This is a genomic window from Acinetobacter sp. ANC_7654 (assembly GCF_056779855.1).
On the sequence record NZ_JBWYIR010000005.1, the window covers coordinates 31,142 to 57,451 of the forward strand.

22 protein-coding genes are annotated in these 26,310 nt (G+C 37.8%); 10 read left to right on the plus strand and 12 right to left on the minus strand.

Annotated elements, in window-relative coordinates:
• The first annotated feature begins 5 nt into the window (after window positions 1-5).
• Window positions 6-1,055, plus strand: coding sequence for an NAD(P)H-dependent flavin oxidoreductase (locus AC1M86_RS07160; protein WP_481607630.1), 1,050 nt, complete (start codon window positions 6-8; stop codon window positions 1,053-1,055).
• A 73-nt stretch (window positions 1,056-1,128) separates the two neighbouring features.
• On the plus strand, window positions 1,129-1,329 hold the full coding sequence (locus AC1M86_RS07165) for a hypothetical protein (protein ID WP_180028411.1): 201 nt from the start codon (window positions 1,129-1,131) through the stop codon (window positions 1,327-1,329).
• A 45-nt stretch (window positions 1,330-1,374) separates the two neighbouring features.
• Here AC1M86_RS07165 and dusB read toward each other — a convergent pair whose 3' ends face one another.
• Window positions 1,375-2,421 (minus strand): tRNA dihydrouridine synthase DusB, encoded by a 1,047-nt coding sequence (gene dusB, locus AC1M86_RS07170; RefSeq protein ID WP_481607631.1) that lies wholly within the window; start codon window positions 2,419-2,421, stop codon window positions 1,375-1,377.
• Between the two features lie 282 nt (window positions 2,422-2,703).
• Here dusB and AC1M86_RS07175 point away from each other — a divergent pair, with 282 nt between their 5' ends.
• Window positions 2,704-3,909 carry a DUF1615 domain-containing protein gene (locus AC1M86_RS07175; protein WP_092767037.1) on the plus strand — a complete coding sequence of 402 codons (1,206 nt, stop codon included), beginning with the start codon at window positions 2,704-2,706 and terminating at the stop codon, window positions 3,907-3,909.
• Entirely contained in the window at window positions 3,876-4,523 is a 648-nt protein-coding gene (locus tag AC1M86_RS07180; protein WP_481589042.1) for an HAD-IB family hydrolase, read from the plus strand. Before AC1M86_RS07175 ends, AC1M86_RS07180 begins: the two co-directional genes overlap by 34 nt.
• 22 nt (window positions 4,524-4,545) lie before the next feature.
• Here AC1M86_RS07180 and proB read toward each other — a convergent pair whose 3' ends face one another.
• Both proB and cgtA read right to left on the minus strand, forming a co-directional pair.
• Window positions 4,546-5,679: a glutamate 5-kinase gene (gene proB / locus AC1M86_RS07185; protein WP_035265485.1), complete on the minus strand. Its 1,134-nt coding sequence runs from the start codon at window positions 5,677-5,679 to the stop codon at window positions 4,546-4,548.
• 28 nt (window positions 5,680-5,707) lie between these two features.
• Window positions 5,708-6,919, minus strand: a complete 1,212-nt coding sequence (cgtA, locus tag AC1M86_RS07190; RefSeq protein WP_481607632.1) for an Obg family GTPase CgtA — start codon at window positions 6,917-6,919, stop codon at window positions 5,708-5,710.
• A 257-nt stretch (window positions 6,920-7,176) separates the two neighbouring features.
• On the opposite strand from cgtA, the gene AC1M86_RS07195 reads away from it, so the two are divergent.
• Window positions 7,177-8,358: an MFS transporter gene (locus tag AC1M86_RS07195; protein ID WP_481607633.1), complete on the plus strand. Its 1,182-nt coding sequence runs from the start codon at window positions 7,177-7,179 to the stop codon at window positions 8,356-8,358.
• Window positions 8,359-8,413: 55 nt separating this feature from the next.
• On the opposite strand, the gene AC1M86_RS07200 is transcribed toward AC1M86_RS07195, so the two are convergent.
• Window positions 8,414-8,788 (minus strand): winged helix-turn-helix transcriptional regulator, encoded by a 375-nt coding sequence (locus tag AC1M86_RS07200; RefSeq protein ID WP_481607634.1) that lies wholly within the window; start codon window positions 8,786-8,788, stop codon window positions 8,414-8,416.
• A gap of 117 nt (window positions 8,789-8,905) precedes the next feature.
• On the opposite strand from AC1M86_RS07200, the gene AC1M86_RS07205 reads away from it, so the two are divergent.
• Window positions 8,906-9,769 carry an SDR family oxidoreductase gene (locus tag AC1M86_RS07205; RefSeq protein WP_481607635.1) on the plus strand — a complete coding sequence of 288 codons (864 nt, stop codon included), beginning with the start codon at window positions 8,906-8,908 and terminating at the stop codon, window positions 9,767-9,769.
• Window positions 9,770-9,797: 28 nt separating this feature from the next.
• Here AC1M86_RS07205 and AC1M86_RS07210 read toward each other — a convergent pair whose 3' ends face one another.
• The 7 genes from AC1M86_RS07210 to uvrB all read right to left on the minus strand — a co-directional run bounded on the left by AC1M86_RS07210 (window position 9,798) and on the right by uvrB (window position 18,808).
• Window positions 9,798-10,478: a hypothetical protein gene (locus AC1M86_RS07210; protein ID WP_481607694.1), complete on the minus strand. Its 681-nt coding sequence runs from the start codon at window positions 10,476-10,478 to the stop codon at window positions 9,798-9,800.
• Between the two features lie 11 nt (window positions 10,479-10,489).
• Entirely contained in the window at window positions 10,490-11,248 is a 759-nt protein-coding gene (locus AC1M86_RS07215; RefSeq protein WP_481607636.1) for an MFS transporter, read from the minus strand.
• A gap of 189 nt (window positions 11,249-11,437) precedes the next feature.
• A complete protein-coding gene (locus AC1M86_RS07220) occupies window positions 11,438-12,895 on the minus strand; it encodes a glyceraldehyde-3-phosphate dehydrogenase (RefSeq protein WP_481607637.1) in 1,458 nt (485 codons plus the stop codon).
• A gap of 245 nt (window positions 12,896-13,140) precedes the next feature.
• Window positions 13,141-14,853, minus strand: a complete 1,713-nt coding sequence (locus AC1M86_RS07225; protein WP_481607638.1) for a hypothetical protein — start codon at window positions 14,851-14,853, stop codon at window positions 13,141-13,143.
• 157 nt (window positions 14,854-15,010) lie between these two features.
• Window positions 15,011-15,955, minus strand: a complete 945-nt coding sequence (gene rarD / locus AC1M86_RS07230; RefSeq protein WP_481607639.1) for an EamA family transporter RarD — start codon at window positions 15,953-15,955, stop codon at window positions 15,011-15,013.
• Window positions 15,956-16,061: 106 nt separating this feature from the next.
• Window positions 16,062-16,664, minus strand: a complete 603-nt coding sequence (locus tag AC1M86_RS07235) for a lipocalin family protein (protein WP_035265500.1) — start codon at window positions 16,662-16,664, stop codon at window positions 16,062-16,064.
• 122 nt (window positions 16,665-16,786) lie between these two features.
• A complete protein-coding gene (uvrB, locus tag AC1M86_RS07240; protein WP_179997909.1) occupies window positions 16,787-18,808 on the minus strand; it encodes an excinuclease ABC subunit UvrB in 2,022 nt (673 codons plus the stop codon).
• A gap of 190 nt (window positions 18,809-18,998) precedes the next feature.
• Here uvrB and AC1M86_RS07245 point away from each other — a divergent pair, with 190 nt between their 5' ends.
• The 4 genes from AC1M86_RS07245 to AC1M86_RS07260 all read left to right on the plus strand — a co-directional run bounded on the left by AC1M86_RS07245 (window position 18,999) and on the right by AC1M86_RS07260 (window position 26,021).
• Window positions 18,999-19,784 (plus strand): A1S_2505 family phage non-structural protein, encoded by a 786-nt coding sequence (locus tag AC1M86_RS07245; RefSeq protein WP_481607640.1) that lies wholly within the window; start codon window positions 18,999-19,001, stop codon window positions 19,782-19,784.
• A 76-nt stretch (window positions 19,785-19,860) separates the two neighbouring features.
• Window positions 19,861-21,276, plus strand: coding sequence for a sensor domain-containing diguanylate cyclase (locus AC1M86_RS07250; RefSeq protein ID WP_092767051.1), 1,416 nt, complete (start codon window positions 19,861-19,863; stop codon window positions 21,274-21,276).
• A gap of 145 nt (window positions 21,277-21,421) precedes the next feature.
• The gene (locus AC1M86_RS07255; RefSeq protein ID WP_481589035.1) at window positions 21,422-22,864 is read left to right on the plus strand and encodes a sensor domain-containing diguanylate cyclase; all 1,443 of its coding nucleotides are present in this window, start codon (window positions 21,422-21,424) and stop codon (window positions 22,862-22,864) included.
• Between the two features lie 262 nt (window positions 22,865-23,126).
• A complete protein-coding gene (locus tag AC1M86_RS07260; RefSeq protein WP_481587794.1) occupies window positions 23,127-26,021 on the plus strand; it encodes a calcium-binding protein in 2,895 nt (964 codons plus the stop codon).
• Between the two features lie 41 nt (window positions 26,022-26,062).
• Here the strand turns inward: AC1M86_RS07260 and AC1M86_RS07265 are convergent, their stop codons facing one another.
• Window positions 26,063-26,245 carry a hypothetical protein gene (locus AC1M86_RS07265; protein WP_092767054.1) on the minus strand — a complete coding sequence of 61 codons (183 nt, stop codon included), beginning with the start codon at window positions 26,243-26,245 and terminating at the stop codon, window positions 26,063-26,065.
• Window positions 26,246-26,310 lie beyond the last annotated feature (65 nt).

Sequence of the window (26,310 nt, forward strand, 5' to 3'; positions counted from 1 at the left end):
TGATTATGTCTTTACTCGAACAATTATCCATTCAGCATCCCATTTTTTTGGCGCCAATGGCTGGGGTATCCACACCAGAACTGGCAGCTGAAGTATCCAATCAAGGTGGATTGGGGTCTCTTGGTTTAGGTGCTGCCAGTATCCAAAATGCTCGACAACAAATAGTTGCAACTCAAAAATTAACAGATTTACCCTTTCAGGTGAATTTCTTTTGCCACAAACCAACTGAACTTGATTCTGAACGGAATCTAAATTGGATAAATTATCTAAAACCCCACTTTGATAACTTTAATACTGAACCACCCAAAGAATTAAAATGTATTTACCCCAGTTTTTTAGATAATGATGATTTTTTAGATTTAGTCTTAGAAACTCGACCTAAGGCGGTGAGTTTTCACTTTGGGATACCTCATGCACATCAAATAGCTGCCCTCAAAGAGGCTGGTATTATTACGATGGTATCAGCAACGAACTTAGCGGAAGCTAGAGCAATTGAAGACGCTGGGATTGATATCATCATTGCACAAGGTATTGAAGCGGGAGGACACCGTGGTATTTTTAATGAGCATTTTGACAGTGCAATCAAAACAGCAGATTTAATAAAATTACTTGTTCCTACCTGCAAGATACCTGTCGTAGCAGCTGGTGGAATCATGAATGGCTTTCAAGCTAAATATATGATGAATCTCGGAGCTTCAGCCGTACAACTCGGTACTGCATTTGTACAATGCAAGAGTTCAGCTGCAAATGCAGCTTATCGTAATGCATTATTAAGTAAGCCTTTAACTCAAATTACATCAAGCATCTCTGGGCGACCAGCGAGAGGGATAATCAACAGTTGGTCAACTCTCGTAGATTTACCTCAGCGTGAGTTAGTTGCTCCCTACCCTTATGCATATGATTTAGGTAAACAACTAAATGCAGCAGCATTAATCAACAAAGATGAAAGTTTTGGTGCATTCTGGGCAGGAAGTAATGTAAATCAAATCAGAGTTTTAGAAGCACCTGATTTAATCAATCAAATCATATTAGAAATTGATCAATATGATGCTTAAATAATCGATAAAACCCATACCGAGCTGTAGTTTTTTAATTTACAATGAATTGTTAAATTATGTAGCGAAAAGTATGGGTTTTGTATTATTAGCACTTATGGCGTTTGGATTCGGAATAGACACCTATTCACATGCTCAAGATAAAGATCAGTCCACTCAACATAATGTTGAGCAGCTAGATGCTCAAATTTTAAATCAAGATCAATCACATTCTTCTGAAGAGAAAAAATCGGATTCTGAAATAAATTTACAACCTCTTGAATTTAAACAGTAGAATCTATGAATAACTTATTTCAGTTAAGTGCAGACATATAGAAACTCAACCTGATTTTAATAAATCCACAGATTCCACTTGAACATCACTCATAATTTGCCCTTCTGACAAAAGTAAATCGAAATAATTGGCTACGACTTTGGCTTGTTCCGCTGTACTTTCTACTTTGTACATATTCTGACGAAATTCATTACTTGAGTGGAGACCTTTTGTGTACCACGCGATATGTTTACGTGCAATGCGACAGCCTGAATACTCACCGTAAAATTCATATAGCTCATTCAGATGTCCCAATAGAACTTCTTTCACTTCAGCAATCGATGGCGCTGCAAGTGGCTGTCCCGTTTTTAAATAATGAGCAATTTCTCTAAAAATCCATGGACGACCTTGTGCTGCTCGGCCAATCATCACGGCATCAGCACTAGTATGATCTAATACATACTTGGCTTTCTCTGGGCTATCAATATCTCCATTTGCAATGACTGGAATAGAGATATTTTGCTTCACTTCTTTAATTAGATCATAACGTGCAGTATTTAAATACATATCTTCCCGTGTACGACCATGCAATGCTAAAGCTGCAATACCCGCTTGTTCTGCGCGCTTCGACACACGCATAATATTTTCATGTCCGTTTAAAAATCCTAAGCGCGTTTTAAGTGTTACAGGGACATCTACTGCCTCGACCACCGCATCTAAAATTCTGGCTACCAAGTCTTCATCTTGTAAGAGTGCAGAACCTGCTAATTTATTGCACACCTTTTTCGCTGGGCAGCCCATATTGATGTCAACGATTTGAGCACCATTTGACACTTGATATCGTGCAGCTTCAGCTAAATCCCGTGGCTCTGATCCTGCTATTTGTGCTGAAATTGGAGCAATTTCACCATCAAAGTTGGCTCGGTAGAGACTTTTCTTGCTCATACGAAGCGTTTTGTCAGAAGTCATCATTTCACTAACTGCATGTCCTGCACCAAAATATTTACACAAGGTTCTAAATGGTCGATCCGTTACACCTGCCATGGGTGCTACAAAAACAGGAGTTGTTTTTTCGCGATCAAATAAATCACGGATCACAGGATGTTGAGACATGAATAATACCAATGATGATGAAACAGTTTCAGAATGCTTAACTTTTTAAATCTGCACTCATTGAGAGATTGAAATTGGATACAAGCATTAAATTATATAACGTTTGAAACTAAAAATATGTTTTATCTCATTTTGCTTGAATGTTAATGGATGAACTTAAGCTCAAAACTTAGATTTTGATTTGAAGCATGCTGCCATCATCTTGTATACATATAAGTTCTCACAAATCGTGAATGAAATAGTATACTTCGCTAGAATCTTTATCCCTGATACTTTGCATTTATGAAAAATAGCTTTCGCTCTAATGTAATTTTTAAAGCCTGTAGTGTTGCTACATTAAGTTTATTCATGAGTGCTTGTGGTGACTCATCGTGGTGGAACACACAAGACAAAACGATTGATGCAGAACAAATCTCAAAACTCATTCCTGGCCGCGTTAATAATCGTGGTTCATGGGCCGAGGATATTTATAAAATAACCGAGCAACTTGGTATACCTCAAACGAAAGAAAATGTGTGTACCATTATTGCTGTAGTCGATCAAGAATCTAATTTTGTTGCAGATCCCCATGTACCCGGACTAGGTGCCAAAGCAGTGAAAGAAATTGATGATCGTTTAGATGAAAAATTTAAAGATAAATTAGGGGATAGTATCGGAGGCACAGTTGCGGGCTATTTCCAAGAGGTCTTAAAAAATCAGCCAACCCCTGAAGACAACTATCTGAAACAAATGCGGAAAGTGTCTACCGAACGAGAATTAGATGAATTGTATCGTGAGATTTTTGCTCACATGGCAAAACACTACCATGTCAGTGCACTTACTGGTGCAGCTAAACTCGTTGGTCAAGATATTGGTGAAAAACTAAATCCCATTACCACTTTAGGCTCTATGCAAGTTCATATTAGCTATGCAAAAGATCATAAGCGCCAAGGTGGAAGTATCGCTGATCTAAGATCAGACCTTTATAGTCAATATGGCGGACTCTATTATGGTATTCACCGCCTGATGATGTATCCAGCAGATTATGATCAACCCATATATCGCTTTGCAGACTACAATTCAGGCATGTATTCAAGTCGTAACGCCGCTTTCCAAAGCATGCTCAATGAATTAACAGCAGCAGAGTTAACGCTTGATGGCGACTTATTACTGTACAATAAAAATGGCAATCCAAAAGCTGAAAAGAGTCAATCTGAACAAGAACTTATCAATGTATTTGCCGCAAATAATGTATTTATTACACCTCGTCAAATTCGAGCTGATTTAAAGAAAGAAAAAGAGAAAAAGTTTGAAGATACGCAAACTTATAAAGCTGTGACTGAGCTTTACGAAAAGAAAATTGGAAAAGAAAAATTTTATGCCATTATGCCTGAAGTGGTTATTTCAGGTCCTAAGCTTAGTCGCGACTACAACACCAACTGGTTTGCTACGCGAGTTAACGGTCGATATCAAACATGTATGCAGAAAGCAAAAAGAATCAAAACCTAGCATTATTTGATTTTGATGGAACATTATGTGATAAAGATAGTTTTACTAGCTTTATCTTTTACGCCTTATCAAAACGACATATTGTTAAGCAAGGACTAAAAACCTTGCCTTGGATTCAAGCCTATTTTTTAAATATTTACCCCGCGCACGCAATGCGCCCTAAGCTATTCAAGGCAATGTTTACTGGATTTTCTAGGTCTGATGCAGATCCGATTGCACTTGAATACGCCCATTCATTACAACAACACTTAAACTCACCCATTTATGAACAATTAATCAAGCATCAACTCCGTGGTGACCGCATTGCGATTGTCTCTGCATCCATTGATATTTATTTAAAACCCATTTCTCAGATTTTAAATGTAGATTTGATTTGTACTGAAACTGAAGTGCTCAATCAGTTTTATACGGGTCATTATTCTTCTCCTGATTGTAGTGGCGAAGAAAAAAGACAGCGCATACTCAAGCAATATGATGTAGACCAATTTCAATCAATTTATGCTTATGGAAATTCTTATGAGGATCAAGCGATGTTAGATATGGCTGATTATCCTTATATGGTCGGATCATCTCATCAATTACCCGATCTTGATCCACAAAAAAAGCTCGCCTAAGCGAGCTTTTTTTAATAAGAAATTAATAGATCGCCATATGATTGCGATGGATCATTTCTAATGAACGTGCTTCACCTAGAACTTGGTGTACCTTATCTGATGGTAAGCCTTTGACAATTTCAGCGCTACGTGAACTAAAGTTGACACGACCAACTGCGACGCGATGCCGTTGCTGATCCACACACTCCACCACATCACCACGCTCGAAATGCCCTTCAACTGCTTTCACACCTACAGGCAATAAACTCCGATGATTTTCTTTGATTGCTTTCACAGCACCATCATCAATCACCAATCGCCCTGCAGTTTGCAAATGCGCAGCTAACCATTGTTGGTGAGCAGTTATTCGATCATTATCAGTGATAAACAACGTACCCAGCATCTCACCCGACATTAATCGAGTTAACACATGATTACTGTCTCCACTGGCAATCAGTGTAGGACATCCTGATTTCGCGGCTAAACGTGCAGCACGCACTTTGGTCAGCATTCCACCTCGACCAAACTTACCACCACCACCTGCCATATCAAACAAACTTTCATCTAATGCACGAACTGTATGGAACAACTTCGCATTAGGATTTGAACGCGGGTCTGAATCAAACATCCCCTCTTGATCTGTCAATATAATCAGCAAGTCAGCATGAACTTGGCCTGCAACCATTGCAGCTAAAGTATCATTGTCTCCGAATCGAATCTCATCAGTAGATACAGTGTCATTTTCATTAATCACTGGAATCACTTTCCAATCGATTAAATGTTGTAAAGCATCACAAGAATTCAAATAACGGCGACGGTCAGCCAAGTCATCGTGAGTCAATAAAACTTGGGCAGATTGAATATTGTGATTCAACAATACACTTGACCAAGTTTGTATGAGCCCCATTTGACCAATGGCAGCACAAGCTTGAAGACTGGGTAGATCCGTGGGTCGATTCTCAAGTTTCATTCGAACCATACCTTCAGCCACAGCACCGGAAGACACGAGAATAATCTCATGCCCTGCATTGTGTAGATCTGCAATTTGCCCCGCCCAATGCGAGATTGCATCTATATCTAAACCTTTTCCGTTTGCTGTGAGTAAAGATGATCCGATTTTAACAACGATTCTTTTGCAACCCTTGAGCTGACGTTGCCCATCTACCACTTCTATCATCTTGTCCTCTGTCTCTTATATAAAGAGATTAACGTACGTAGTACACTTCCATTTCGCCATCATCTTCATCATCGTCAAAATCGTCATCCTCTTGACTGGCAAGACGTTGTTTACGACGCATTTCACGATAAGCCTCTTTAGCGGCAATGGTTTGTTCACGTGTTTCAGCTTCAAGCTGATCACGGAATGCTTGCATTTCTGCTGCATACTCTGGATCTTCAACTTCGCGTTCGCGCTGTTGTTCAATTTGATCCATTAAATAATAAACGACTTCTTTGGTTCCCTCAGACATCAAGCCTGAAGTCTTAAATACTGGACCCTCCCATTTCAACTCTTCAAGGATGTGATTGCACCACTCATCTCTTGAGTCTTCAGGCAACTGATCTACTTTATTTAAAACCAACACCACTGGGAGTTTTGACAATGTTGGAGAGAACTTTAAAAGTTCATTTAAAATTGCCTTAGCATTATAAGCTGGATCTGATCCATCAATTGGCTGTACATCCACGATATGTAGAAGAATACGAGTACGCGCCAAATGTTTTAAGAAGCGAATACCAAGACCTGCACCCTCTGCAGCACCTTCGATCAAACCTGGAATATCAGCCATTACAAATGAACGGTGACGATCTGCATCTACAACACCAAGATTAGGTATCATAGTTGTAAATGGGTAATCTGCTACTTTTGGTTTTGCTGCAGAGACAGCACGAATAAATGTTGATTTGCCCGCATTTGGCATACCTAATAAGCCAACATCTGCCAAGACTTTCAGCTCTAGGCGAATTTCGCGGAACTCACCTTTGTTACCATGTGTACATTTACGCGGAGCACGGTTCGTTGATGACTTAAAGTGAGTGTTACCTAAACCACCGTCACCACCTTGAGCAACAAGAACACGTTGACCATTTTCAATTAAATCACCAATGATGTCGCCAGACTCAGTATCTACAATTGTTGTTCCTACTGGAACATATAGTGTTACGGATTCACCACCGCGACCTGCACAGTTTGCGCCAGCACCATTTTTACCACGTTCAGCACGAAATCTACGGGTATAACGATAATCTACAAGCGTACTGGTGTTGTCATCAGCTTGAATATATACGCTGCCACCACGACCACCATCACCACCATCTGGACCACCAAATGGTACGAATTTTTCACGGCGAAAACTGGCTACGCCATTGCCACCGTCGCCAGCCTCTACGGTAATGACTGCTTCATCAACAAAGCGCATAATGCCAATCCTCTAAAAACTTTAAAACCGCCTATTCTGCCATATTTTAAAGTATTTCTCGACTATATTTATGCAGGTTGAGAATAAGTTAGCGACTTTTTTCATAAATTGAGTCTTTAATATTTTGGTGTATCACTGCATTAAATTTGATTTATTCATTACTCATTGTTTTATCAAATGACATCATTGGTTTTATTTATTTCTGAAACCATAAAATAATGCCTATAGTGCATTAAATTGCACTCTAAGATTTTGACATGGATCGCTCTGCTACCCCTTTATCCTCACAATTCGTGCTTGTTATGGCTTTGGCCTGTGGTGTCTGTGCAGGTTCAGCTTATTTCAATCAACCACTGATTTATTCAATCGAAAGAAGTTTAGAAATTTCGACCAGCCAAGCCGGATTTACCGTAGTTATCGCTCAAGTGGGTTATATGCTCGGACTCATGCTTTTGGTACCCCTTGGAGATTTTTTTAATAAACGAAAACTCATTGTGAGTTTAATGATATTTGCGGCAATTTCGCAGATCCTTTTATCTTTCAGCTCAGATATTAGCACTTTATATATCTTTACCCTCTGTGCAACATTTGGAGCCATATCAGCACAAGTATTAATCCCTTTTGCTTCTTCCATTAGCCCACCTGAATTAAGCTCAGCAGTTGTAGGTAAACTCATGAGCGGACTGGTCATGGGGATTATTTTATCTAGGACATTTGCCGGCTTTGTTTCAACTTATTGGTCTTGGGAAGGCGTTTATTTCAGTAGTGGTATTTTGACTTTATGTTTTGCATGTTTAATGTGGAAAAAACTCCCCAACACTCAACCTGCTTCGCATTTACACGTCACCGATATTTACAAATCACTTTGGAGCATCGCGAAGCATAATCCGCATCTCATACGCCGTGCCTGCGCGGGTGCCCTAGGATTTGGCATTCTATCAATGGTGTTTACATCGATGACTTTTGTTTTAGGGAGTGCCCCATATGAATTTACTGATTTTCAAATTGGTCTATTTGGTCTGTTAGGTATTATCGGAATTTATTCCTCGAGTTGGTCTGGTAAAACAGTTGGCAAAGGGAAAGAAGAATTTGTCGCTCAATTATGTATCACCTTGATGCTGTTCACTTGTATTCCATTATATTTCGCGCAACAGAACATCTTCATTTATGCACTTGGCGTATTGATGAGCTATTTTGGTCTCACTGCATTTCATGTTTTAAATCAAAATCTAGTCTATCGTATTGATGGTCAAGCACGCTCACGAATTAATGCTGTCTATATGACCATTTACTTTTCAGGCGCTGCATTAGGTTCTTTAGGTGCTGTTTATGCTTGGGAACATTATGCATGGATTGGTTGCGTTGCTTTGGGACTGTTTTTCTCAATTTTAATTTTATGTATTGATCGTTATGATTTTAAGATCATGAAAACCATATAAACATCTCGCTCAGTACACACTTTAAACTGAGCGATAACGAAATGATGAAATATAACTATCGCGTAATAATTGCCTTACTTTCCAAAATCTCGGGTAAATTTCGCTCAATCCAATGGATCAACTCATTTAATTTCATCGCTGCATTTGAACCCAATACAGTGAGTTGATACTCCACCTTTGGAGGAACTACTGGATAGACAGTGCGCAAAATAAAACCATCTTTTTCTAAGGTTTTTAGTGTCTGAGCCAACATTTTTTCGCTCACCCCCTCAATTCTTTGTTTTAGCTCACTAAAACGATGCACACCATCACTCAAGCAACTTAGGATGAGAACTGACCATTTACTGGTGAGATGCTCCAAAATTTCACGAGAAGGACATTCACTGGATAAAACTTGACCTAATAAATCACTATGCGCATATGTATTCATCATTTTTCTCTTAACAGTTAATAACTTACTTTTAGGTACGCACTTTCATTAAGTAAGTTAACAGATTAATATGCCTTCATCAAGTTTATTTTTTAGCCACAATGAGAGGAAATTAAAATGAAAATTGCGATTACAGGTGCAACTGGTGAATTAGGTCGTTTAGTTGTTCAAGAGCTTAAAAAGCTTCAAAACGAGCATGAAATTATTGCTTTGGTTCGCAACCCAGAAAAAGCTAAAATTTTATTTTCTGAAGGTATTCAAGTACGCAAATTTGATTATGATCTGCCAGATGATCTCGCAAATTCACTTCAGGATGTTGATAAACTCCTGCTCATTTCTGCCAATGAAATTGGTCGTCGCACTCCACAACATAAGGCTGTTATTGATGCTGCGATTCAAGCTAGAGTTCCTCACTTAATCTATACCAGCTTACTGAACGCAGATCATTCTCCGCTTGGCTTAGCCAATGAACATCGAGAAACGGAAAAATTAATACGTGAAAGTTCTATTACCTACACCTTTTTAAGAAATAATTGGTATAGCGAAAACTATTTATCTGCGCTCACCCATCAAATCGAGACAGGCATTGTGTACGGAGCGGCTCAAGATGGTTTAATTAGTTCAGCTTCTCGTTTGGATTATGCCACTGCTGCAGCTCAAATATTAAATGATGAATCCACTCAACATTTCAATAAAGTTTACGAGCTTGCTGGTAGCGAAAGCTTTAGCTTAAAAGATTTTGCGACCCTACTTTCTGAGTTTTCACAACAGCCTGTGAAATATCAAAACTTATCTCCAGAAGATTATCGTCAAGGATTAATTCAAGCTGGTTTACCAGTAGGTCTCATTGACGTCATTGTAGATGCAGATCTTCACACTTCCCATGGTGCGATGTACAGTGAACACAAAGATCTTGAACATTTAATTGGTCGAAAAACCACATCGATTCGTGAAAGCATTCAGCAAGCCCTGAATGCTTAGAGGATAGACTCCCCTTAAAGGGGAGTTTTTACTTTTTAATATTGCGAAGGGGTAAATCCAAGTTCATATCTAAATTCGCCTTTGTTTCTCGCTCCAAGTTATACATTGTTGCTCTAAAACTAGATATATCCTTCATCAAAATTGGATCATTTAAATGCAATACCGGTTTGAAAACATGATCAATATCCACATCAAGCTGCTCATGCAAATCTAAATAGACAGGACCATCAAAATCAATCGTAATCGGAACCTGATAAGTACGCTTTAAATGAAATGGAACTTCAAGCTGAATAGGCAAATCTAAATTTAACGGAAATTTAGGTAAAAATCGTGTTTTATACACCAAATCTGTTGTTGCACTAATTGGAATCGTTTGATCGATTTTTACTTTCGTTTGATAATCCACACTCACAGAAACAGGGACTTCGACTTTAAACTTGAGATTGGTTTTGTATTTACCCTGCAAATCTAAATCAATATTTTCCTGTACTTTAATTTCTGTATTTAATGCGCCAATCGCTTGTACCTCAAGATAATTCCCAACATCAATTTTGGTCGGCAATGATTCTGACAACTGTACACTTGCATTCTTCGCACTGACTTGAACAGATGCTTGAATATTGAGATATAGCCAAAAACCTACGGCAACAATGCTTGCCACGATAATAAATAAGAGCGAACCATATCCCACGATTTTTTTAGCACCCATGCTTCTCGAGCTCACTGGGCTTTCACCGATTCAGCAGATTGATCATCCTTCTGAACTTTAATGGGTGATGCTGCTTCCACTTTTTGATTTTTTTGTAATGTTAAGGTATTGAGTGGGATAACCAACTCACCTTTTTGTATTTTAATTGGCAAAGTATTTTGTACGTTGACTGAAGCTTCTAACGCAGTTTTAATTGGTGCATTCAAATGACCTTCTACTGGTATATCCACATCTAAATCCTTATTTAATGGGATGCGTAGATTCTCTTTTAAATCCGCTTGAACAGGTGCTTGAAATTTCAAGTGAACCATTTGATCTAAGGGAACATCCATTTCAACAGGTACATCAAGTTTAATCGGAATCGTCCCTTTCAATGGCAGTGTAATATCTTTGCCTAAAATGCGAACCTTAACTTTAGTATCCACTGCTAAATTTTGATCCACAATCAAATTTTCACGGACTGGAATAACCGTTTTAATTGGTACTTGATTGTCGAAATGAACCATAGGATTCAATGTTTGTTGTACAGGAATAGAAAGATTTTCACGTATAGGAATGGTCGTTTTCACACGACCTGTCACATTCACATCCAAAGCATCATGGATTTGAACTTTCGCTTGCAATGGCTCTTGAAGATCAATATTCACGGCTTGATCTTCAAGTGGAATGTAAATTTTAAAATGTTGAAAAACCCATAAGGCAATTGCTATACCACTCGCGGCAGCCAAAGCAATCAGCACGAAGCCAATGACAAGATATTTGATGCGCAAAAATATAATCCTTTAACACTTATTTTTTTAATCACCTGCTCACAATCCATATTTTATGTGAACAAATACACAATTTTTCAATATTAAACCACTTATTTTGAAGAAACCATATTGCTCTAAAGTCTTAATTACGTAAATTTAGGCAAATAAAAAAGAGCCTCGAAAGAGGCTCTTTTTATGTCTTACAAATTATGCATTTGTTTCAGCAGGAACTTTTGGATAGCTTACGCCGCCCATTTGTTCAGCAATACGCAGAACTTGGCAGCTATAACCTACTTCGTTGTCGTACCATACATATGCTGTTAAACGGTTACCAGACGTAATTGTTGCTTGCGCATCAAAAACACCTGCAGTGCGTGAACCGATAAAGTCAGATGATACAACTTCAGTAGAGTTTGTATAACCAATTTGACCTTGTAGATTAGAGTTGATAGAAATTTGACGAATATATTCGTTCACTTCATCACGATCAACTTCTTTATCTAAAGTCAGATTAAGGATTGCTAAAGACACGTTAGGTGTTGGAACACGTACAGAGTTACCAGTTAATTTGCCTTTAAGCGCTGGAAGTGCTTTAGCAACTGCTTTAGCAGCACCCGTTTCAGTGATCACCATGTTCAACGTTGCAGCACGGCCACGACGGTCAGCTTTATGGTAGTTGTCGATCAAGTTTTGGTCATTCGTGAATGAGTGAACTGTTTCAACGTGACCATTAATCACTGTATATTTGTCATGAAGTACTTTCAACGTCGGTGTAATCGCGTTTGTAGTACAGCTTGCAGCAGAGATGATTGTATCTTCGTCAAGAATGTCAGCTTGGTTAACACCAAACACAACGTTCTTCATATCACCTTTACCGGGTGCAGTTAAAATTACACGTGCAGCGCCTGGGCATTTAAGGTGCTGAGCAAGACCTTCAGCGTCACGCCATTTACCAGTGTTGTCAATCACCAATGCATTTTCAATACCATATGCAGTGTAATCCACTTCTGATGGATTAGATGCATAGATCACTTTGATGAATTGACCATTCGCAATAATTGCTTCGTTCTCTTCATCTACAGAAATCGTACCTGCAAATGGACCATGAATAGAGTCACGACGAAGTAAAGAAGCACGTTTCTCTAAATCACCATCAGATGATTTACGAACAACAATCGCTTTAAGGTTTAGACCACGACCAAGACCAGACTGACCAATCATAAGACGTGCAAGGATACGACCAATACGACCAAAACCATAAAGCACAACATCTTTATGCTCAACAGATGCAGCATTTCCTTGTAGTGATTTAACAGCGTCAGCAACGAATGCATCTACATCGCCACCTTTTGCTTTAAATTCTACAGCAAGTTTGCCTAAATCGATTTCAGCTGTGCCGATATTTTGTACTTTAACCAATGCTTCAAGGATTGGGAAAGTATCTACAACAGAAAGTTCAACGTCTAAAACACGTGTACGACGGTGAGCTTTAAGAATTTGGATAACCGAGCGGTTAATTAAAGAGCGACCGTATACTGTAGCTACGATGTTTTTTTCACGGTATAACTGACCAACAAGGGCAATCATACGTTCCGCGAGTTCTTCACGGTTTTTCCAGCGACCTTGGTGCTCTGCATGTAGGGCAACGATAGTGTCTTTGCTCACAGATACGTCCTCTAATTAATTGTAAATCTAAGCATAAATTTCAAAACCTCATAATTGTAAAGGAATTAACTCAGAGTTGAAATGAAAACTCGGTTTATTTTTTACTAAAGCAATTTTCTCTTGGTAAAAAATATATTTTAGCCATTGAATTACAATATAATTTTTTTGGTAAATGATTTCATTTAGATATCAAATACTGATCATTAAGCCTACAAATCCAATTTCGTCACTGAGTTGAAGCCTGTTCAACTAAATACTGGTGAAGCCGAAATATCCTGACTCAACATCATATTTAAATCTTCTAAATTAAAATCTTCTAAGTTTTCTGGGAGTTTGACCAATACTGGAAGCTTAGTTAAACCATTTTGCCCCGAAGGGAATGCATAATGTCGTTCAAACTCACTTGTAGCTGAAAAACTTTCGAATTCAATAAATACACTATATTTTCGATAGTTTTTAGGCACACTTAAAATATCTAGATAAGCCTGCTTCTTGATTTTCACCATGGCCAATGAAGTTTGTTGAAGTTCTTTTTCTAACTTTTCTCCAGCCACCATTCTTTTTAAAAATGAGCCTTGAACTTCAGCATAATCTCGTTTCAAACGCATCGTATGAGACAGCATTTCTCGGTAATCTTGAATATGTTGGCTTAAATCTTCTTGTAATGCATTTAACGGTTTCTTGGAGCGCTCATGCATGACTACACGCTCATACATATTCAATGGTACAAATATTTCATCTTTACGCTTTTCAAGTAGTTTTAAATAGGCTAACAACTTGTATTCAAACAATTGGACTGAGGAATTAAAAAATAATGAAGGCTGTTGTTTAAAATCTTTATAATTCGCCAGAATATCTGAAAATATGCGATGCACACTTTTAAACAGATGCTCATATTCTTCAATATGTGATAAATGCTGTTCTAAAGCCACCACGAGAGGTTGTAGCAATTCGACAGTCAATGCTTGCTCAATCTTCCGTAAATGCTGTTTGGCTACAAAATCACTATTACTTCCAGCCATCCCTAAATTTTGTGTCAAAAGCGGTAATATCTTCTGTTCAGCAACATCTTCAAATTCTTGCACAATTTGAATGACATCTTTATGGACTTGATGCTGAATAGTAACCATCATCTGCACGTGTTCCATAAACTGTTTGATATACCCCTCTTCATTGTAACGGCGCATATCCAAAACCAACCCATTGAGATAAATTTGCTGGTTGTATTCCATTCGATCTTCAAATAAAAAACGACGGATCGAAAATGGATTTTGTTCAAACTGACTGGTTGGTGCGATGACGAATAGAAATTCAGAGGTTTTAACAATATCAAAGTGTCGAATGGACTGTTCTTTCAGCAACCATTGTGCAAAAAAAGGATGCTCCATGATCGATGAGCTTCTAGGTAGAAGGGGTTTAAACCAATACCCCAATAATTGTTGCTTAATAAATACCTCTATCATAAAGCTCTTAATCTGAGCTGAAGTTAACTGACGAGCTCCAACTGGTGTTTCAAGATTTAATTCACGAATTAACTTAGCAACATCTTGCAAAAAAACCCGACGCATTAACATTTTTTCGCGTTGTAATTTTAAATTGTCCTCAACAGCAATTAGGTCAATTTGATACAGCGCATTTTCTAAATAGTCTGCCACTTGTACGCAATCCGTCATCTCCTTCAACCATTGGATAGATTGACATAACTTTGCTGCAATGGAGCGCATTCTTTCACTAGAAAAACTATGCTTTAAAATTCCCAGCGACGTCGTGACTTTATATTCGAATGTGTTATTCACACGATTCCAAAATATATCTTTAGGTTTGAGAATTTGACGATCAATTTCTTCGCGAACGTCACTATCTGAATGTTGAAATATACGCTCTAAGAGTCTTTGCCAGTTTAAATCCAGACTAGGCTCCATCTGTAATAATGCTGCTCTTGTTTGGTACTGAATCATGATTGTTAAATTAGAATTATTATTGATTTAACAAATTTACCACATTTTTATGTTTTAGTTAATTATGTCACAAATATTTTTAAAGAATAAGTAATTATTCTTATCATTCAGTCAAAAACTCTTATGTACAACTCATGCTTATGTAATGATATGAAACTTAGTGCTCATCTTTTTTGGCTAGACGCGATTGTAGTTTCTTATGTTGATATTGAAGTAACTTTTCAGTTCTTCTTTGACGATAGAGATAAATTGTACCTTCCAAAATAAGGAGCAATACAGCAAACCAAATTGGAATATAAGTCAACCATTCTCCTGCTTCCACGCGTTCACCCATTGCTATTGATGCTCCTGCCAACAAAATTGGCTCTAAATAACTCAATAGCCCAAAAATCACAAATGGAAGATATCTGCTCGCCAAGATGTAACTTCCAAGCCCTAAGGCACTTAAGCAACCTAGACCTAGTACAGCTAAAATGAGATATTTAAACTCAATAATCAGGGGCAATGTGTTTGAATAAAAAAATGCTAGAAAAATAGCAACTGGAATCACCAGCAATAAATCCCACCAGAATCCACCTAAATGATCTGTTCCAAATTTTCTTCTTAAAAAAAAGTAGATCGGATAAGCCACAGCAACATACATGGTCTCCCATGCCACAGTACCGATGCGCCAGATTTCATGGCTGACACCAAGAATTGCAAAAAACACTGCTGCAATTTGCCACTTTGAGAGCTTTTCTTTGTAAAGAACGCAACCAAAGAGAACCATCACCAGAGGCAACAAAAAATATCCTAAAGAAACCTCAAGCCCCCGACCATTGATTGGTCCCCACAAAAATAACCAGAGTTGAGTTGTACACAAAAACGAACTGATCAAGAGCCAAATTAAAATAGATGGTTGTTTGCAAATTTTATTATAAATTTCTCGAACATATTTTAGATCACCCGACCACCACATAAACAGCGTTAAAAAAGGTAATGTTGCTAACATTCGCCAAGCAAAGGTCTGCTCACTGTCTAGTGGTCTTAGAAAATACGTATAAAAATATAGCACCCCAAATGTCACTGATGCCATAACTGACAATGCTATACCTTTTAACATATCTGAACCTAAATTTTACCAAACGATATTATAGCTATAATTCATATCAATAGATGTCGATGCATAAAAAAACCACGCTTTAGCGTGGTTCTCATCATTTTCAACATTATTTTGTTGAACCAGGTTGTTGACCCGTTTGCTTTGTACGTATCACATCACTTAAGTCATAACCAACAGATTTAGCATAATCAAGATACTCATTCACGACTGCTTGATCAGGATTATGCGTGCGAGAAAGTACCCACATATACTTACGTTTAGGCTCACCCACGAGTACAGTTTGATAATCCTCATCCAGTTTCAGCACCCAGTAGTCGCCACGACCAACTGGTAACCATCGAATAGCACTCGGCAAAAAACTGACTTTCAATTTTGTATTAAATGGCTGATTTTGTACAAATGCCTCACCCACTGACTGGGTAACTTTACCGTCAGCGGTAAAACAACGGTTATCAACAGTCACATTACCATTTTCATTTAATGTATATGTCGCAGTTACATCACGATCACACTTGTTTTGGAAATAAAGTGGCTTACGTGCTACTTCATACCAAACACCTAAGTATTTATCGAGTTCAACTTTTTCAACAGTATTGAGTGGCTTGTCCTGAGCATAAACCATCGTTGCTGCCCCTAAACCAACCAATAAGGCACCACCCAATACAATCTTGCTAACATTGAAACCAGCAGATGGGAGACTCTTGATCATCTAAATAACCCCTATTTATTGAATTTGTTTGTGAGTATTCATTTACTCTTCAACAATAACGGTTATTTTTCGGCTTAATGTTACGTTATGTGATGATTTTACAGTGTTTTTTGTAAATTAAATCACTGAATTAACTGTGCTTTTAAACGCACGATCTCATCACGGAAACGCGCTGCTTGCTCAAACTGAAGCTCTTTCGAAGCTTTGAGCATTTCTTTCTCTAATTTAGCCAAATGTTTTGCCAATAGTTTTGGATCGGAAACTATATGGCGCTCATCCGCACTTAATGCACGTGCTTGTCCCGATACACTCTCATCAATTGACTCATCATCATACACTTCACCAGTATCAATTTCTTTGATGACTTGGCGGACTGCTGAACGCGGAGTGATGCCATGTTCTAAGTTAAAATTAATTTGTTTGGTACGGCGACGCTCCGTTTCATCAATCGCTTTTTGCATTGAATCCGTAATCCGATCCGCATATAAAATAGCCTTTCCTTCAACATTTCGAGCAGCACGACCAATGGTTTGGATAAGTGAACGTTCTGAGCGTAAAAAGCCTTCTTTATCGGCATCTAATATTGCAACTAAAGATACCTCAGGCATGTCTAAACCTTCACGGAGTAAGTTAATTCCAATCAAAGCATCGTAGACACCTGTTCGTAATTCATGAATGATCTTCACACGTTCAACAGTATCGATATCAGAGTGCAGATAAGCCACTTTGATCCCGTACTCTTTTAAATATGACGTCAAATCTTCAGCCATGCGTTTGGTTAACGTTGTGACCAAGACACGTTCATTTTTGTCTTTACGTTGATTAATCTCCGAAAGAACATCGTCCACCTGAGTCAATACTGGACGAATTTCAATGACGGGGTCAATCAACCCTGTTGGACGCACCACCTGCTCAGCAATTTGTTCTGATTTTTCTAATTCATAATTGGCAGGCGTCGCACTGACATAAATTGTAGTAGGAATAATACGTTCCCACTCTTCAAACTTCATTGGTCGATTATCCAATGCACTTGGCAAGCGGAAACCATAATTCACTAGATTTTCTTTACGTGAACGATCGCCTTTATACATCGCACCAATTTGAGGAACCGTAACATGCGATTCATCAATAATAAGTAATGCATCCTCAGGCAGGTAGTCGAAAAGCGTTGGCGGGGCCTCTCCAGCTGGTCGACCTGATAAATGTCTCGAGTAATTCTCAATACCATTGGTATAACCAAGCTGTTGCATCATCTCAAGGTCATATCGAGTACGCTGTTCAATACGTTGAGCTTCAAGCAATTTATCTTCAGCTCTGAAATATGCCAAGCGCTCTTTGAGTTCTTCACGAATCGTTTCGATGGCACGCTGCAAGTTATCTTTAGGCGTCACATAGTGACTTTTTGGATAAATCGTAATTCGTGGGACTTTACGAATCATTTTTCCAGTCAAGGGATCAAACCAGCGGATCGAATCCACTTCATCATCAAATAGCTCAATCCGCACTGCATTTTGTTCTGACTCTGCGGGGAAAATATCAAGAATTTCTCCACGAATTCGATAAGTACCTCGTAAAAATTCGAGTTCATTACGCGTATATTGCATTTCTACCAATCGACGAATCAACTCATCACGGCTGACTCGATCACCTGTCACAATATGTAGGAGCATATTCATATATGCATTAGGATCACCTAAACCATAAATGGCGGATACCGAAGCAACGATAATAGCATCCTTACGCTCAAGCAAAGCACGCGTTGCAGACAACCGCATCTGATCGATGTGATCATTGATAGCAGAATCCTTTTCAATAAAAGTATCAGATGACGGTACGTATGCTTCTGGCTGATAGTAATCGTAATAACTTACAAAATACTCAACAGCATTATGTGGAAAAAATGCTTTAAATTCTCCATAGAGTTGAGCCGCAAGGGTTTTGTTATGTGCCATTACTATAGTAGGACGTTGTAATTGCATAATCACATTCGCCATCGTATAGGTCTTACCAGAGCCTGTTACCCCTAGTAGCAATTGATCCTTAAAACCTTGTTGTACTCCTTTAACAAGTTTCTCAATCGCTTGAGGTTGATCTCCTGCAGGCTCGTAATTAGTTACTAATTCAAATGGACGACTGTCACTCACTCGATAATTCTCGCTATACGGATGATGAAAATATGCAATAACACTGGTAATGCATGGCTTGCTTGCTCAAATCTTTATGATTTACTCATCTGATGATGAGGGTGAAAACCATAAATTCAATCAATTTTACTTGACCCTTACAGCAATCAATTGCACCATGAACTTAAATTGCATGTTGATGTAAAAAACTATGACTTACCAATATCACGATGAAACGATTATCAACAGTTTAAAGGAAGATACAGTATTTGTATTTGGTAGTAATTTAGCAGGCACTCATGCAGGTGGTGCTGCAAAAATTGCACTTCAACATTTCGGTGCGATTAAAGGTGCTGGCCGCGGATGGGCTGGACAGAGCTATGCAATACCCACCATGAATGAGCATTTGCAACAAATGCCTCTATCCCAGATTGAACACTACATCAATGATTTTAAGATCTATACAAAAAACCACCCCAAGATTAAGTATTTTATTACAGCCGTTGGTTGTGGTGTAGCAGGTTACAAAGTTGCTGAAATAGCCCCCATGTTCAAAGGTATATCAAAAAATGTGATTTTCCCGATTTCGTTTAAACCTTTCGTTGAACGAACCTTTCCTAAATTAAACCAACCTTTATTACATGCCATTTTTTCTTCCGAACTACTGTTCGCGGATTCTTTAGAAACGGCATTTGAGCAACTTAATTTAAATGAATCTGAAAAGAAACTAGCCAATATTTTGATTGAAACGCCGATGTTCCCCGTGGATAGTAATGGACGTGAACGCATATTTGAAATCGAAGATATCCTCTATCATCTAAAAGATCAAACCTTCCAATATGAACCGAAGTCCGATCGTGCATTCATGTTGGGTGGTGTGGTATTGGCTTTACTTGAACTCTACCAAATTAATGAACAAGATTTTGTTGATGTTTGGCAAGGGCTTAAGTCAATTTCTGCGCCAAAACCTGAGCATCGAGCAAAAAAATCAGTTTAATAAGATGTTGATTTTATAAAATTCATTCACTTATATTGTATAAATGAATGAATTTTAAACACCAAGGCTCGCATCTATGGATCATTTAGATCTGACCATCTTTGATTTATCTCCAATTGCGATGTGGCTACAAGACTTCAGCGGTGTTAAACAAATTTTCGAACAATGGACTGCTGAAGGTATTGAAGATATTGAAGCATATTTAATGGAGGATCACAGTCGTCTCCACCTTTGCTTGAGTACGATTCATACCTTACGTGTTAACCAAAGTACGCTTAAACTGTATGAAGCAAAAAACTTAGAAGAAATTTTAGAAAGTTTTCAGAAGTTCCTTCATCCTGAAGTCAGCACTTTCCAAATCCAATTTTTTGTATCACTTTGGAAGAATACTGAACATCATATTCCAGTGATCAATTATACGACCAATGGAAAGCGTTTAGATGTTCAATTACGCGGTATGAAATTAAAAGGTTATGAGGATAATTGGAAATGCCTACTCATGACCACCGAAGATATTTCCCAATATCAAAAAGCACGTCATTTTGCCGAATCTTTATTTACTTATAATCCAACAGCACTATGGATCATGGATTTTAGCCAAATTAAAAAAAGATTTGAGCTGCTCCGTTTGCAAAACATTGAGAATTTAGACCAACACATTCATCAACATCCAGAATTTGTTGTGGAATGCTTTGAGCAAATAAATTTCATTGATGTCAATGAAGCGGCGCTCAAACTTTTTGCTGTGAAAGATAAATCTCAATTTTTACATCATTCTCATGATTTATTTGATATTAAACGTTTGGAAAATTTTAAAAGCCAGTTACTACAATTGTGGAATCATGAAGAATATCAACAGCGAGAAAGTAGTTTCTACAACGCGAATGGAGAACAAATCTTCGTTTTAGAACAATTAAATATTTTTCCACATAATTTAGATGATTGGGCGGTGATACAAGTCGCCCTTACAGATATCACTGAGCGAAAAAAATTAGAAAATCACTTACATTATTTGGGTCAACATGACATTTTAACGGATTTACATAACAGAACTTATTTTAATGAAGAAATTGAACGGATTGAGCAACTTGATCTCTATCCAGTGTCTTGTATTTACATTGACATGAACGGTTTAAAAATCATCAATGATCAGTTCGGACATGATGTCGGTGATCAGTATCTAAAAAACTTTGCCGAAATTCTTCAATTTGTCACTCACAAAAAAGATTTTTCAATTTCTAGAATAGGTGGCGATGAATTTGTATTGTTGATGCCTCATGCCGATGTTGAGCAAGTTAAAATCCTTGTTCATGATCTTGAAACTCAAATACATCAACATAATCTAGATCACCCTCATCTTTCTATCAGCGTTTCACTCGGACATGCCACAAGACTTAAAGGCGAAACCTTAGAAGATATGTTACGCCGTGCAGATAAATGCATGTATATTAACAAGCATCATTTTTATCAAAATAAAAATCTAACGAATTGAGCTTAGGATTTAGCTCAACGTTAGCTTAGCTTAAAAAAGTGTCTTAAATCACGTAAATAATAAAAAATTTGAATTTTATATCAAAATAATTTAGTGCTATATTATCCACAATTTATTGTTTTAAAAGAAAAGTTCAAGGATAGTTATGGAGATACTTGATTCATCAATTTTTGATTTATCTCCTATCCCAATGTGGTTGGAAGATTTTAGTGCCATTCAAACCATCTTTAACCAATGGCGTAGTGATGGGGTTACTGATTTAGCTTTACATCTGCAGCAAAATCCAGATCTTGTGACTTTATGCGCACATCAAATTAAGATTGTTAAAGTAAATCAAAAAACACTCGATCTTTTTGAAGCACAAAGCCTTAAACATCTCACCCAAAATTTAAGCACCATTTTCCAACATCAAATGTTTGATGCACATGTAGCGGAATTAGTTGCACTTTGGAAGGGTGAATTAGAGTTTACAAGTACAACCACTAATTTCACCTTGAGTGGTCAACCCTTAGACATAAAACTGCGAGCTGTCGTTTTACCTGGTTCAGAACAAAGTTTAGACCGTATTTTGCTTACTACAGAAGATATTAGTGGTTATATGCAAGCTCGGCGTTTAGAAGAAAAAAATCGTCGATTAGCTGAAGCAAGATTTAGTTATTCACCCACATCATTATGGGTTGAAGACTTTAGTCGCATTAAATTAAGACTCGATCATCTTAAATCAATTGGTATTGATGATTTCAGAACTTTTTTAGATGTGCATCAAGATTTCGTACAACAATGCATTGAAGACATTGTATTACTTGACGTCAACCAAGCAACATTGGATTTGTTCAAGGCATCGACGAAATCAGATTTATTTCAAAATCTAAAAAAAGTTTTCTCGAAAGAAATGCATCAAACTTTTAAGGAACAATTGATCGAACTATGGAATGGGAAAATTCATCATAGTCGTGAAGCGATCAATTATGCTTTGGATGGTTCAATTCGCTATGTTTTACTTCAATTCACTGTGTTTCCAGGTTATGAAGAAGATTGGGGACTTGTACAACTTGCCCTAACGGACATTACAGCGCGAAAAAAAGCTGAAAGCTATTTAGAATATTTAGGTAAACACGACGTTTTAACAAAACTCAAAAATCGCTCGTTCTACACTGAAGAAATCCATCGATTGGAACGCGCACTTATTCGCCCAGTTTCTGCAATTTTTCTAGATATGAATGGCCTTAAACCGATTAATGATCAATTTGGTCATGATGTAGGTGATGAGATTTTACGCAGAATGGGTAATATCTTAAGTAGAACGATTCACAATACCAGTTATACAGCCTCTCGAATTGGAGGTGATGAATTTGTTATCCTGATGCAAGGTGCAAATGAAACTACCGTTCAGTCGACGATTTTGACCATTCAAGAATTATTGAATATCGATAATCAATATTATTCTAACCATATCATCAGTGCATCAATGGGATTTGCTACAAGCCTTGAGAATGAAACAATTGAGGATATGTTAAAGCGTGCAGACCAATCCATGTATGATCACAAGAGACAATACTACAAATATTTATCCAATAAAAATCAATAATTTACAGTATTTATATTTTTAGATCATACATTTTATTTGCCCTTGAAACACTAGTCATTGCACTGGTGTTTTTTTTTAAAAAAAATCAATCTTATTTAGTTCTCATATAAGCTTTACTATATTTTTCATTAAATTATGACAAAAAATTCATGATCTTGTCTAACAAAAGCAATTGATTTTAAATTAATAAAATGTGATTCTCATCACACTTTAATCACGAACAATGATTAAAAACACTTTATTTTTATAAGAGACTATAACAATGGCTTTGTTCAATTATAAATCATTCGATTACTTACCTAACTTTAAATTAAGTTCAGTTCTCTCAATTCCAGCTCAACTCGTTGGTAATGGTCTAATCGCTGCCACCAATGCTGTGAATACTGTTCTTGATGTAGTATCTCCTATTGGTTTAGCAGGTAATGCTTTACTTGGCAAACCTTTCGAAGCAGTGCACGAACTTGGTGATAAAATTATTGATGCAGCTTCAGATGCAGTGAATTCAGTGGGTAAAGCACTTGGTGCAACCATCGAACCGAATGACACTCATCATAAAAATGAGTGGGAAGACAAAGAACTCAGCTTAGATAACATTTTAAGCCTTCCTGGGGATTTAATTGGAAACACCATTATCGGTGCAACCAATATTGCCAATGATATTCTTGATGCTGCTGCACCGATTGCTATTGCAGGAAATGCGCTTATCCCTGGTTTTGATGTTGTTCATAAAGCAGGTGATACGATTATTGATGCTGTCTCTGATGTGGCTCATGACATTGGCTCAGCGATTGGCGGGACAATTGAACCTAAAGATACTCATTATGATAATGAATGGTCTCAAGAGCTTCCATCAGCTACTGAAAACCTAAAATCAATTGTGAATACAGTTGCAAATCAAGTTGAAAATGCACTTGAACCTATTTTCGATTATGTTCCTGATTTCAAATTTAGCTCAGTACTTTCTATTCCAGCTCAGTTACTAGGTAATGGTTTAGTCACGACAGCAAATTTAGTCAATACAGTTTTAGATGTGGCTTCGCCTATTGGCCTAGCAGGTAATGCTCTACTTGGTAAACCATTTGAAGTTGTTCATGAGTTAGGTGACCGCATTATCGATGCAGCATCGAATTTACTCAGTGGTGCTGGTGAGGCCCTCGGCTCAAATGTAGAAGCAAAAGATACACACCACAAAAATGAATGGAAAGATGGCGAACTTAGCCTTGATTCAATTTTAAAAATTCCAAGTGAGCTGGTTGGTAATTTGATTATCGGCAAAGATGGCATCGTGAATGATTTATTAGATAGCGTTGCGCCATTGGTTAAAGTTGGTGATAAATTCATTCCTGGTTTCGAAGAAATTCATAAAGCCGGTGATGCAATCATTGATCAAATTTCAGACATTATCGTAAATATTGGTAAGGATATTGGTGCCACTCTTCCACCTTCAGACTCACATTTTGATCGAGAATGGGGGCAACCAAAACAACCAGATCAATCTAATCCATCAGATGACGGTCGTCCTAAATTCTACAAAATTGACAATCAATTCAGTTACCGCGTAAGTGAATCTGCATTTAAACAAGTTCAAGAACTATATAACAAGTTTATCTCAACTGGTTCTTTACAAGGTAAAAATTTCTGGCGCCCTATTTATACCGTGATCAAAGAAGATTTAGCATCAAATGACGCAGTTGATCAGGGTACTAAAAACTGGTTAAAAGTTGCTGAAGCTGTTGCAATAGCTGATCCTCAGAGCTTCCTTTATCAATATGTTCGCTTAGGAACAGGTAAATCACTCGCAGATAAAGGCATCTATATTACGGATGAACAATTCTGGCAAGCATCAAATGTATTGATCAAAACTTTAGCTGACAATTTCTTGAATGGCGTTAAAAATGCTGATGGCGAGACTGTTGTTCCAGCAGGATATTTACCAAGCTCTGATGGTAAGTTTGGATTGGTACTTATGGATGCAACTCAAGCTCTTGAAAACTTGGGTGGCGAGCTAGGTGATTGGACAGGTATCACACCATTAAGTATTCTTGATCACTATTTAGGTGTGGATACTTCACAATTGAACGGTGGTGATAGCCGTCCGTTTACTTGGTATTTAGAGCTATTAGGTGATGTGGTTAAAGCGAACTTAAAAGCTGGTGCGAGTATCTTTGATGTTGTGAATCAAATCGTGACTGAGGGCTTAAACTTCGTTGGACAATTCATCAAAGGTGAAATATTTGATGATGGCTTCTCTTCACGTGATCAACTTGTAAATACATTGACTCAACTTGCTTACGCATATGCAGGTGATTTAGCTGGTTCTGTAGCAGTAGCGACAAACTTATTTAACCCTAACACCAACATTATTACCACTTACTCAGTTTTCGGACGTACCTTAAACGGTAAAGATGGTAATGACATCATTAAAGGCGGTGTCGGCAACGATACGCTTGTAGGTGGTAAAGGTGATGACTTGCTCTTTGGTGGTTGGGGCAATGACATTCTAAAAGGTGGTGAAGGCATCAATGTCCTCGTAGGTGGTCGTGGTGACGATACCTATTATGTACAATCAAAATATGACTTCGTACTTGAACACAACTATGAAGGTACAGACACTGTCATTAGTTCTGCAGATCAGTATCAATTAACCGAAAATATTGAAAACCTTACGCTGATCAATCCAATCAAAGAACTTTTGATTGCTGGATCAGAAATTCAACAAAGTGGTACGGGTAACCAATCTGACAACATTATCACAGGTAGCAAATTCGTAAATAACGAACTAAAAGGCCTCGCTGGAGATGACACCTTAATCGCAAACGGGGGTCTAATTAACATCTTAAATGGTGGTATTGGTAACGACAAATTGTATGGCGATCTTGGTAACGAGACATACTATTTTGATCAAGGCTTTGGAATAGATACAATCTATGAAAAAGGTGGTCAAGATACCATTCAATTTGGTGCTGGTATCTCAATTGATGATTTACTCGTTCAAGACTCTGGGAATGATCGTATCATCAAACTTAAAGATTCTGCTGATCAAATCACTATTAAAGATTGGGCTAAAGGTGAAGCACATCAAGTTGAATCAATCGTATTTAAAGACGGTTCTACATTCAACTTACTGACTCTAGATCAAAACTTAAGTTACGTGTAATTCTTCCCTGCAAAAAAATAGGTGCTTAAAGCACCTATTTTTTATCTTTTACCCATCGAGCGACGTGTACCACGTGGCGGCATCCATGTGCGATCAGCATAGCGCTGAGGCTTTGGACGTAGAACTTCGATTTCTTCATCAGCTTGCTTTGCGTCATTCACTTGCTTGATAGGAAATGGAAGATTCACTACAGGCTTCTTTTTGGGAGAATTTTCCGAACTCATTTGAGACTACTCATTTCAATCTAACGCTATTGTACGGAAATTTGTTTTTTTATGCGACCCACGTT

Excerpts from the sequence above, each read along its gene's own strand:
- AC1M86_RS07235 (WP_035265500.1), bottom strand. The coding sequence starts at position 16,664 with ATGATCAAGAGTCTCCCATCTGCTGGTTTCAATGTTAGCAAGATTGTA.
- AC1M86_RS07260 (WP_481587794.1), top strand. The coding sequence starts at position 23,127 with ATGGCTTTGTTCAATTATAAATCATTCGATTACTTACCTAACTTTAAA.
- AC1M86_RS07205 (WP_481607635.1), top strand. The coding sequence starts at position 8,906 with ATGAAAATTGCGATTACAGGTGCAACTGGTGAATTAGGTCGTTTAGTT.
- AC1M86_RS07200 (WP_481607634.1), bottom strand. The coding sequence starts at position 8,788 with ATGAATACATATGCGCATAGTGATTTATTAGGTCAAGTTTTATCCAGT.
- cgtA (WP_481607632.1), bottom strand. The coding sequence starts at position 6,919 with ATGCGCTTTGTTGATGAAGCAGTCATTACCGTAGAGGCTGGCGACGGT.
- AC1M86_RS07255 (WP_481589035.1), top strand. The coding sequence starts at position 21,422 with ATGGAGATACTTGATTCATCAATTTTTGATTTATCTCCTATCCCAATG.
- rarD (WP_481607639.1), bottom strand. The coding sequence starts at position 15,955 with ATGTTAAAAGGTATAGCATTGTCAGTTATGGCATCAGTGACATTTGGG.
- dusB (WP_481607631.1), bottom strand. The coding sequence starts at position 2,421 with ATGTCTCAACATCCTGTGATCCGTGATTTATTTGATCGCGAAAAAACA.
- AC1M86_RS07250 (WP_092767051.1), top strand. The coding sequence starts at position 19,861 with ATGGATCATTTAGATCTGACCATCTTTGATTTATCTCCAATTGCGATG.
- AC1M86_RS07225 (WP_481607638.1), bottom strand. The coding sequence starts at position 14,853 with ATGATTCAGTACCAAACAAGAGCAGCATTATTACAGATGGAGCCTAGT.
- AC1M86_RS07245 (WP_481607640.1), top strand. The coding sequence starts at position 18,999 with ATGACTTACCAATATCACGATGAAACGATTATCAACAGTTTAAAGGAA.
- AC1M86_RS07180 (WP_481589042.1), top strand. The coding sequence starts at position 3,876 with ATGTATGCAGAAAGCAAAAAGAATCAAAACCTAGCATTATTTGATTTT.
- AC1M86_RS07265 (WP_092767054.1), bottom strand. The coding sequence starts at position 26,245 with ATGAGTTCGGAAAATTCTCCCAAAAAGAAGCCTGTAGTGAATCTTCCA.
- AC1M86_RS07165 (WP_180028411.1), top strand. The coding sequence starts at position 1,129 with ATGGGTTTTGTATTATTAGCACTTATGGCGTTTGGATTCGGAATAGAC.
- AC1M86_RS07195 (WP_481607633.1), top strand. The coding sequence starts at position 7,177 with ATGGATCGCTCTGCTACCCCTTTATCCTCACAATTCGTGCTTGTTATG.
- AC1M86_RS07160 (WP_481607630.1), top strand. The coding sequence starts at position 6 with ATGTCTTTACTCGAACAATTATCCATTCAGCATCCCATTTTTTTGGCG.
- AC1M86_RS07210 (WP_481607694.1), bottom strand. The coding sequence starts at position 10,478 with ATGGGTGCTAAAAAAATCGTGGGATATGGTTCGCTCTTATTTATTATC.
- AC1M86_RS07175 (WP_092767037.1), top strand. The coding sequence starts at position 2,704 with ATGAAAAATAGCTTTCGCTCTAATGTAATTTTTAAAGCCTGTAGTGTT.
- proB (WP_035265485.1), bottom strand. The coding sequence starts at position 5,679 with ATGATAGAAGTGGTAGATGGGCAACGTCAGCTCAAGGGTTGCAAAAGA.